Genomic DNA, 9,376 nt, shown 5'->3' on the forward strand with positions numbered 1-9,376 from the left:
CGACGGTTCTGCAACATCGCGGCCCCCGGAACCGATGCATCCGGGGAAAGCACCCGGCCGTCGGTCATATGTCCGCCGGGTGTCGGTGACCGGGCCGACCGATATGATTGCTCGGACCGCGCTGGCCCAGGATCACGATCCACGGGGTGGGGCCGATTGACAGAACGGCCGTGCGGCCGAGTTGCACGCGAGAGGTGATCACACCCGAATGGATACTGCCCGCCGTACTGGCCGTTCTAGTCGTCGCCGCAGGTCGGGCAGCCCCACCTTCGGTCAGCTGCTGACCGCCGCGGTCGAGTCCGCCGCCGATTCGGTGGCCGTGCGCGAGCACGACGTCGAACTCACCTACCGCCAGATGGACGCGGACTCCTCGCGTCTGGCCCGTGAACTCATCGAACGCGGCGTCGGCCCCGGTGACGTCGTCGCCATCGGCATCGCCCGCAGCATCGAATCGGTGCTGTCGGTCTGGGCCATCGCGAAGACCGGAGCGGCCTACGTACCGGTGGATCCGTCCTATCCGTCGGACCGGATCGCGCACATCCTGTCGGATTCCGGCGCGACCGTCGGACTCACCACCAAGGCCCACCGCTCGGTGCTGGGTTCGTCGGTGTACTGGATCGAACTCAACGATCCGGTGGTCGCCGGACGGCTCGCCGACCGCCCGGAACACCCGATCTCCTACACCGACCGGGTGCGTCCGCTCGACGAGCGACATCCGGCCTATGTCATCTATACCTCCGGTTCCACCGGCAAGCCCAAGGGCGTCGTCGTCAGCCACACCGGTCTCGCGGGACTGGTGGCGGCCGAACGCGAGCACTACGGCATCGACGGACAGTCGCGGGTGCTGCACGTCTGCTCGCCGAATTTCGACGTGTCCGTGCTCGAACTGCTGCTCGCCTTCACCGCGGGCGCGACCCTGGTGATCTCACCGCCGTCGGTCTTCGGCGGTTTCGAACTCGCCGACCTGCTGCGTCGCGAACGGGTGACGCACATGCTGATCACCCCCGGGGCGCTGGAATCGGTCGACGCGGCCGATCTGCCCGATCTGCGGGCCATCGTCGTCGCGGGCGACAAATTCGGTCCGGAACTGGTCGGCCGCTGGGCCGACGGCACCCGCGAGTTCTACAACGGTTACGGCCCGACCGAGGCCACCATCCTCGCGACGAGTTCCGCGCCGATGCGGGCCGACGAACCGGTCACCATCGGCACCGCCATTCCCGGCGTCGGCGCGTTCGTCCTCGATCCGAGGTTGCGGCCGGTTCCGGCGGGTGTCATCGGCGAGCTCTACCTGTCCGGTCCCGCGCTCGCGCAGGGCTACCTCGGCCGTCCCGGTCTCACCGCCGAACGTTTCGTGGCGAGTCCGTTCGGCGCGGAAACCGAGAACGCGGGGGCCAGGCTGTACCGCACCGGCGACCTGGTGCGCCGCGCCGAGGACGGCGGCGCCATCGAATATCTGGGCCGGGTCGACTTCCAGGTCAAGGTCCGCGGTTTCCGTATCGAACTCGGCGAGATCGACAACGCGCTGACCGCTCATCCGACCGTCGACTACGCGGCGACGCTCGGCAAGACGCTGCCCTCGGGCCAGACGGCGCTGGTGGCCTACGTCTTGCCGCACGAAGTCCGACCGCACGAGCACGCCGCCGTCGACACCGCCGCGCTCACCGCGCATCTCGCGGAATCGCTTCCCGCGTACATGATTCCGGCCGCGATCGTGGTGCTGGAGCAGATCCCGCTCAACGCGGTGGGCAAACTCGATCGCGCCGCGCTACCCGAGCCGGTGTTCGCCGTGCGCGAATTCCGGGCGCCGACCACACCGACCGAGCGCACCATCGCCGAGATCTTCGGCGCGCTGCTGCTCGCCGGTGTCGAGGACGCGGAGGTGGGCGCCGACGACGACTTCTTCGAACTCGGCGGCAATTCGCTGCTCGCCGCGCAGGCGGCGGCCCGGATCGGTTCCGCGCTCGACGTGCGGGTTCCGGTGCAGTTGCTGTTCGAGGCGACCACCGTGACGGCACTGGCCGAACGCGTCGAGCAGCAGGCGAACACCCCCGCGGGCCGGGCGCTGCATCCGGTGGAACGTCCGGAGCGGGTGCCGCTGTCCTACGCCCAGCAGCGGATGTGGTTCCTCAACCGCTTCGATCCGGCGAGCGCGGTCAACAACATTCCGATGGCGGTGCGCCTGTCCGGCAGGCTCGACGTCGCGGCGCTGCGTGCCGCGGTGGGCGATCTGATCGAGCGTCACGAGGTTTTGCGCACCGTCTACCCCGAAGTCGACGGTATCGGCGTGCAGCGGGTGCTCTCGATCGACGACGCCGACGCGGTGCCGGAACTGCTGGTGATCGAGGGCAGCGAGGAGCGGGTACCCCAGTTCGTCGGAGAGACGGTGATGGCCGGTTTCGACGTGACCGCCGCGCCGCCGATCCGGCTGCGCCTGATGAGTATCGGCGCGACCGAGCACATCCTGGTCAGCGTGGTGCACCACATCGCCGGTGACGGCTTCTCGATGGGCCCGCTGACCCGGGACCTGATGACCGCCTACGCCGATCGGGTCTCCGGCGCGGCGCCGATCTGGCCCGCGCTCGAGGTGCAGTACGCCGATTTCGCGATCTGGCAGCGCGAGACCCTCGGCGGTGAGGACGACCCGGATTCGCTGCTGAGTCGTCAGATCGGCTTCTGGAAGCGCGAATTGGCCGGTCTCCCGGAACAATTGAACCTGCCCGCCGACCGTCCGCGTCCCGCCGTCGCCAGCAACGAGGGCGCGACGCTGCGCGCGAATCTCGACGCCGGATTGCACACCGCGTTGCGCGCGGTGGCCAAGCGACACAATTCGACGCTGTTCATGGTCGCGCACGCCGCGCTCGCGGTGCTGCTGGCCCGGCTGTCGGGCACCAGGGATATCGCCATCGGCACCCCGGTGGCCGGTCGCGGCGAGGCGGCGCTCGACGATCTGATCGGCATGTTCGTCAACACCCTCGTGCTGCGCACCGAAGTAGATCCCGGTGTCACGTTCGAGGAACTGCTCGGCCGGGTCCGCGGCAGCGACGTGGAGGCCTTCGGCAACGCCGACGTGCCGTTCGAGCGGCTCGTCGAACTGCTCGACCCGGTCCGTTCGACCGCGCGTCATCCGTTGTTCCAGGTGCTGCTCGTGCTCCAGAACCTCGCGCCCACCTCGCTGGAACTGCCCGAATTGATCGCGACGGGCGTCGAGATGACGGTGCCGCTCGCGAAATTCGACCTGCAATTGGAACTGGTCGAGAACATCGGGCCCGACGGCAGGGCCGAGGGCGTCTCCATCGCCTACACCTATGCCACCGACCTGTTCGACGAACCGACGGTGCGGGATTTCGCGGACCGGTTCGCTCTGGTGCTGTCCTCGCTGGTCGCCGATTCCGCGGCGATCGTCGGCGATATCGATCTGCTCGCCCCGGGCGAGCGCGAACTCGTACTGCGCGAATGGAATACGCCCGGCGCGACCATCCCCGAGGTGACCCTGGTCGATCTGGTGGCCGTGCAAGCCAGGCTGCGTCCGAACGCGACGGCGATCCGCTTCGGGGACACCGCGTTGAGTTTCGCCGAACTCCAGCGCCGGGCCAATCGGGTCGCTCGCGCCCTGATCGCCGGTGGCGCGGGCCCGGAGAAACTGGTGGCCGTCGCGGTCGCTCGTACCGAGGATCTGCCCGTCGCCCTGCTGGGAGTGCTGCTCTCCGGCGCGGGATACCTGCCCATCGATACCGCCTATCCGGCCCAGCGGCTGGAATTCATGCTTTCCGACGCCGCTCCCGCCTGCGTTCTGGTGACGGCGGGGGAGCGCGACGCGGTGCCCGACACCGGCCGTCCGGTCGTGCTGCTGGAGGAGACCGCGCTCTTCGCCGACGCCCCCATCACCGACGCGGACCGACGCGCGCCGTTGCGCCCGGACAATCTCGCCTACGTCATCTACACCTCCGGTTCCACCGGCGTGCCCAAGGGCGTCGGGGTGGCCCATCGCAATGTCGTCGAATTGTTCGCGAATACCCAGTCGCGGTTCGAATTCGACGAGACCGACGTGTGGACGCTGTTCCACTCCTTCGCGTTCGACTTCTCGGTCTGGGAACTGTGGTGCGCGCTGGCCAACGGCGGCACCGTCGTCGTGGTCGACTACCTGACCTCGCGGTCGCCGGAACTGTTCCGCGAGTTGCTGATTCGCGAACAGGTCACGGTGTTGAACCAGACGCCGTCGGCGTTCTACCAGCTGGCCGAGGCCGACCGCGCCGCGCACGCCACCGGCCAGGGCAAATTCGCGCTGCGCTACGTGGTGTTCGGCGGCGAGGCGCTCGACCTGCGTCAACTGCGGCGCTGGTACGACCGGCACGCGGTGGACGCGCCGTGGCTGGTCAACATGTACGGCATCACCGAGACCACGGTGCACGTGTCGTTCCTGTCGCTCGACGAACAGAAGGTGGAGAATCCGGCCAGCGTCATCGGCCGGGCGCTGCCGGGCCTGGACGCCTACGTCATCGACGAGCGCTTGCATCCCGCGCCGGTCGGGGTGGCCGGGGAGATCAATGTCGCGGGGCGTCAGCTCTCGCGCGGCTACCTGGGCAGGCCGGGACTCACCGCGACCCGATTCGTCGCCAACCCGTTCGGCGCGCCCGGAACCCGGATGTACCGCACCGGTGACGTCGGTCGCTGGGTCGGACTCGGCGGTGAGGCGAATCTCGAATACGCGGGTCGCAGCGATCAGCAGGTCCAATTGCGCGGTTTCCGTATCGAACTCGGCGAGATCGAATCCGCGCTGCTGCGCTGCGCGGGCGTCAGTCAGGCCGTCGTGCTCATCGGCGCCGACGAGCACGCGGGCGACCGGCTCATCGCCTACGCGGTCCCCGATACCGGCGCGCGGCTCGATGCTGTCGAATTGCGCAGCGCCGTCGCGGAATTCCTGACCGGCTACATGGTGCCCGACGCCGTCGTCGTCCTGGACGCGCTGCCGCTGACCCCCAACGGCAAACTGGATCGCAAGGCGCTGCCCGCTCCGGAATTCGTCAGCGACGCGACCTACCGCGCCCCGTCCTCGCCGCTGGAACAGGCTGTGGCCGAGGTGTTCTCGGGACTGCTCGGCGGTGTCGAGGTCGGACTCGACGACGATTTCTTCGCGCTCGGCGGTAATTCGCTGCTCGCCACGCGCGCGGTGGCCCGCGTCAACGCGGCGCTGGACGCGAAACTCGCGGTGCGCGAACTGTTCGAGGCCTCCACCGTCGCGGCGCTGGCCGCCCGGATCGTGCCCGGCGCGGGCGACGGTCCCGCCCGTCCGCCGCTGACCAGGGGTGAACGGCCCGATCAGGTGCCGCTGTCGCTGGTGCAGCAACGGATGTGGGTGCTCAATCAGCTCGATCCGGCGTCGCCCGCCTACAACATTCCGCTCGCCATCCGGCTCAGCGGCGCACTCGACGTGTCCGCGCTGCGCTACGCCGTCGCCGATGTGCTCGAACGGCACGAGGCGTTGCGCACCCGCTACCCGGCCGAGGGCACCGGCGGCCTGCCGTACCAGGAGATCCTGACCGTGGCCGAGGCACTGCCCGGCGGGCTCGAGGTCGAGACGAACGACGATCCGATGCGCCGCGTCGGCGAATTGATGGCGGTCGGCTTCGACGTGACCGCGAAGGTTCCGCTGCGCGCGGTGCTGCTGGTCGGTGAAGCCGCGGCCGAGGATCATCTGCTCGTCGTCGTGGTGCACCACATCGCGGCCGACGGTGTGTCGATGACGCCGCTGGCCCGCGATCTCGCCACCGCGTATGTCGCACGGGTGGAAGGACGTTCGCCGTCCTGGGTGCCGCTGGAACTGCAGTACGCGGATTTCGCGTTGTGGCAGCGTGCCGCGATCGGCGAGGATTCCGACGAGAACTCCGTGGCCGCCACGCAATTGGCGTACTGGCGCGGTCAGCTCGCCGGACTGTCCGGGGAATTGGCGCTGCCGCTCGACCGCCCGCGCCCGCAGGTGCCGTCCATGCGCGGGGCGGCGACCGGGATCGTGCTGCCCGCCGAGGTCAACGAGAATCTGACGAGAATCGCCCGCGAACACAATTCGACCCTGTTCATGGTGGTGCACGCCGCGCTCGCGGTACTGCTCGCGCGGATGTCGGGAAGTTCGGATATCGCCATCGGCACCGCCCTCGCGGGCCGCGGTGAACGCGCGCTCGACGATCTGGTCGGCATGTTCGTCAACACCCTCGCGCTGCGTATCCCCGTCGATTCCGGCGCCACCTTCGGCGCCCTGGTCGACCGGGCGCGGGAAACCGACCTTTCGGCGTTCGGCAATGCCGACGTGCCGTTCGAGCGGGTGGTCGAGGTCGTCGCGCCGGGACGTTCGAGCGCGCACAATCCGCTGTTCCAGGTGGTGCTGTCGTTCGAGAGCACCGAGCCGCCGTCGCTGGAACTACCCGGCCTGACGATCACCGGCCTGGACGCGGGCGCCGTCGCCGCCAAATTCGACCTCCAGGTCATCGTCGACCCGCGCCGCGCCGCGGACGGCACGACCGGCGAACTGAGCGTGGTCTTCAGCTACGCCACCGACATCTTCGACGAATCCACCGCGCGGGCGTTCGGTCGCCGTTTCGAGCGCATCGTCACCGCCGTCGCGGCCGACCCCTCGGTCGTCGTCGGCGATATCGACATCCTCGATGCCGAGGAACGCGACCGTGTGCTCGTCGGCGGGAGCGCCGATCCGGGCGAGAACGCGGCGGCGACGGCGGGCGCGGCACTGACCCAGTCGCTGTCGGCCGCGGTCGAGGACGATCCGGATGGGCCCGCCGTCGTGTGGGGCGAGCGGGCGGTGTCCTACCAGGAACTCGACGCGCGATCCTCGCGTCTGGCGCGGGTGCTGATCGAGCGCGGCTGCGGTCCCTGCGACGGCGTCGCGGTGCGGCTCGGCCGAGGCGTGGACGCGGTGGTGGCGCGCTGGGCGGTGCTCAAGGCCGGAGCCGCGCTGGCCCCGACCGCGTACCGGGATGACGTCCTGCCGGGTGCGGTCACGGTCGGCATCGGGTCGGTCGCGGACACCCGCGACGCCACCGTGGACTGGATCGCACTCGACGATCCCGCGGTCGCCACGCGGATCGCCGCGCAATCGGCGCGCCCGGTGACCTACGCGAACCGGGTGCGCACCCTGCGCGGCGGCGATCCGGCCCTCTGGTCGGGCGGCGCCGTCGCCCTGACCTACGACGAGCTGGCCGCCGCGGCGGCCAGGATCGCGGCCCGCACCGAGATGACCTTCGAATCGCGTGTCTTCGCTCACGGTCGCCCGGAATCGCTGTCCGCGCTGATCGAGACGGTCGCCGCGGGCACGAACGGCGCGTCGATCGTCATCGGTGACGACGCGGGCGACCCGACCGGCTTCCTCGCCGACGAATGGGTCACCCACCTGTTCACCGACGCCGCCTCGTTCGCCGCCGTCGCGGTCTCGGAACTGGAGGACCTGAAAGTCGTGGTCCTGGAAGGTGATCCGGGTCCCGCGAGTTCCACCGGTGCGATCGAAGTACTCGCCTTGGCTGATCTCCTCGCGATCGCGGTGCCGCGCTAGTCGGTAACCCGGTACCGGCCGCGCGGACCGCGCTCACCGCACATCGGTGAGCGCGGGTCGCCACCGCGATTTCAGCGTTGCGGGCCGACAACCGATGCCTCGCGCCGCGGCTTCCTCGGATGTGAGCCGACCGACACGGACGGGCTTTACTCGAGTTCGCCCGAGCAGGGCTGTTCAGGTGGGTTCAGGTGAACATGTCGTCGAGGTTGGTCGCGGTGAGTATCCGGGTCGTCCAGGCGCGGATCTGGGCGGGTTCTGCTGATCGGACGCGGTGGATGGCGGCGGCTGGCGGCGTACCGAATTTCGCGGTCATGAGCTCGATCAGGGCCGCTTTCCGGCCGCGTGCTTCGCCGCGCGCCTCTCCGCGTGCTTCTCCGCGTGCTTCTCCGCGTGCTTCTCCGCGTGCTTCGATGATTTCTGCCGTGGTCACGATCGCCTCCTTCGCTCGCGGGCCGAGCCGCTCGAATACCGTGGCGAGGTCGGCCTCGGTGGTTTCGCCGACCGCCATGATGTAGGTCAGGATGGCGAGGTAGTCGCCGAGGGGGTCCGGGCCGGACTCCAGTTCGCGCAGGTCTTCGAGCCAGTCCAGCATATCGTGTCCCAGCGCCGCATTCCTGGGCGCGATTCGTTGCAGGACCAGCAACACCCTCGTCGCTGCGGTCAGGTCGCGTTGACGTAGGGCGGCGGGGTCGAGGGCGGCGATATCGTCGAGCAGGAATCGCAGCCGGGGCAGATACGGATCGAGAGCGTCGCGGGCTTCGGGGTCGAGATCGAGCAGCTCGGCCAGTTCGGTGGGGGCGGACCAGGCATTGCCATCGGCGGTGTTGTGCACGACCAACGGGATGACCGCGGGCAAGGTGGTGGCTTTGGTGGCACCGGGGGATCGATGTTTGCGGTCATGACGGTTGTCGGCCAGATGTCGCCGCCAGATGGCAACCATGTATTCGAGCATCCGGAAGGCCATGAACCGATCACTGCTGGACTGATGTTCAATCAGGACGTAGATGAAGGCGGGGTGGCCGTCGAGACGGGTGCGGAACAGTAGATCGCTGTAGCGGCTGGTCAGATCGGGGTGGACGAAACTGCCCGGTTGTAATTGCAGTTCGGCCCAGTCGACGCGGGCGATAATCGCCTCGGGGAGGACCACGCGTAGTTCGGAGGCGGCGTTGTCTCGGCGCGCCATGACGTTTCGGAAGTACGTGTCGTGCGGGCTGGAGCGCTGCTCGGCCATGACGGGCGACACTACAGGTCACCGCGGATGGGCAGCCAATCGGACAAACCGTTATATCTGCGGAATATGTTCTGTACAAGAATGATTCGGACCCGGCGCGGAACTTCCTGGGTAGCCGCTGGAGCCTGCATCCGCTTCGCGTCCGACTTCGCCGCGCTCGTCCGGCGCGAGTCGTGGTTGGAGAATCGCTCGGTTCGCTAGACCGATCGGTGTCGCATTCCGTCTCTCTTGGATCAAGGGGCGCCCTCCGTTTTGTTCATGGCACCCTCGTTCAAGATGTGATGCTCGGCACTGTGAGGTACTGGAGGCCGCGTCGGTTGTCGCCGATCGATGCCACGGGGCAGTGGTTGTCCATGGCCGTAGGTCGCCCATTGTTGCCGCTGTTGGAGCCCCCGCGTAACCTCGAACACTTGTTCAGCGCGGCCCCTCGGGCTGCGTGACGTGTCTGGTAACGATCGTTGCTTATCTCTACGATGCACACGAAGTGGGCAAAGGGGAGCGCACGACCGAGCGTGGATAGATGGATTGGGTGAGCTGCTAGATGATTCGGGTGGACTTGGGTCGCCGGTACGCGACATGGGGCCGGGTGC

2 protein-coding genes are annotated in these 9,376 nt (G+C 68.6%); one reads left to right on the forward strand and one right to left on the reverse strand.

From position 1 onward, the window contains the following. Window positions 1-208 precede the first annotated feature (208 nt). Window positions 209-7,555 (forward strand): amino acid adenylation domain-containing protein, encoded by a 7,347-nt coding sequence (locus tag OG225_RS38445; protein ID WP_405179559.1) that lies wholly within the window; start codon window positions 209-211, stop codon window positions 7,553-7,555. Between the two features lie 184 nt (window positions 7,556-7,739). Here OG225_RS38445 and OG225_RS38450 read toward each other — a convergent pair whose 3' ends face one another. Further along, window positions 7,740-8,786 (reverse strand): Rpn family recombination-promoting nuclease/putative transposase, encoded by a 1,047-nt coding sequence (locus OG225_RS38450; RefSeq protein WP_405179560.1) that lies wholly within the window; start codon window positions 8,784-8,786, stop codon window positions 7,740-7,742. Window positions 8,787-9,376 lie beyond the last annotated feature (590 nt).

It is taken from the genome of Nocardia sp. NBC_01377, assembly GCF_045040005.1.
GTDB lineage: Bacteria > Actinomycetota > Actinomycetes > Mycobacteriales > Mycobacteriaceae > Nocardia > Nocardia noduli.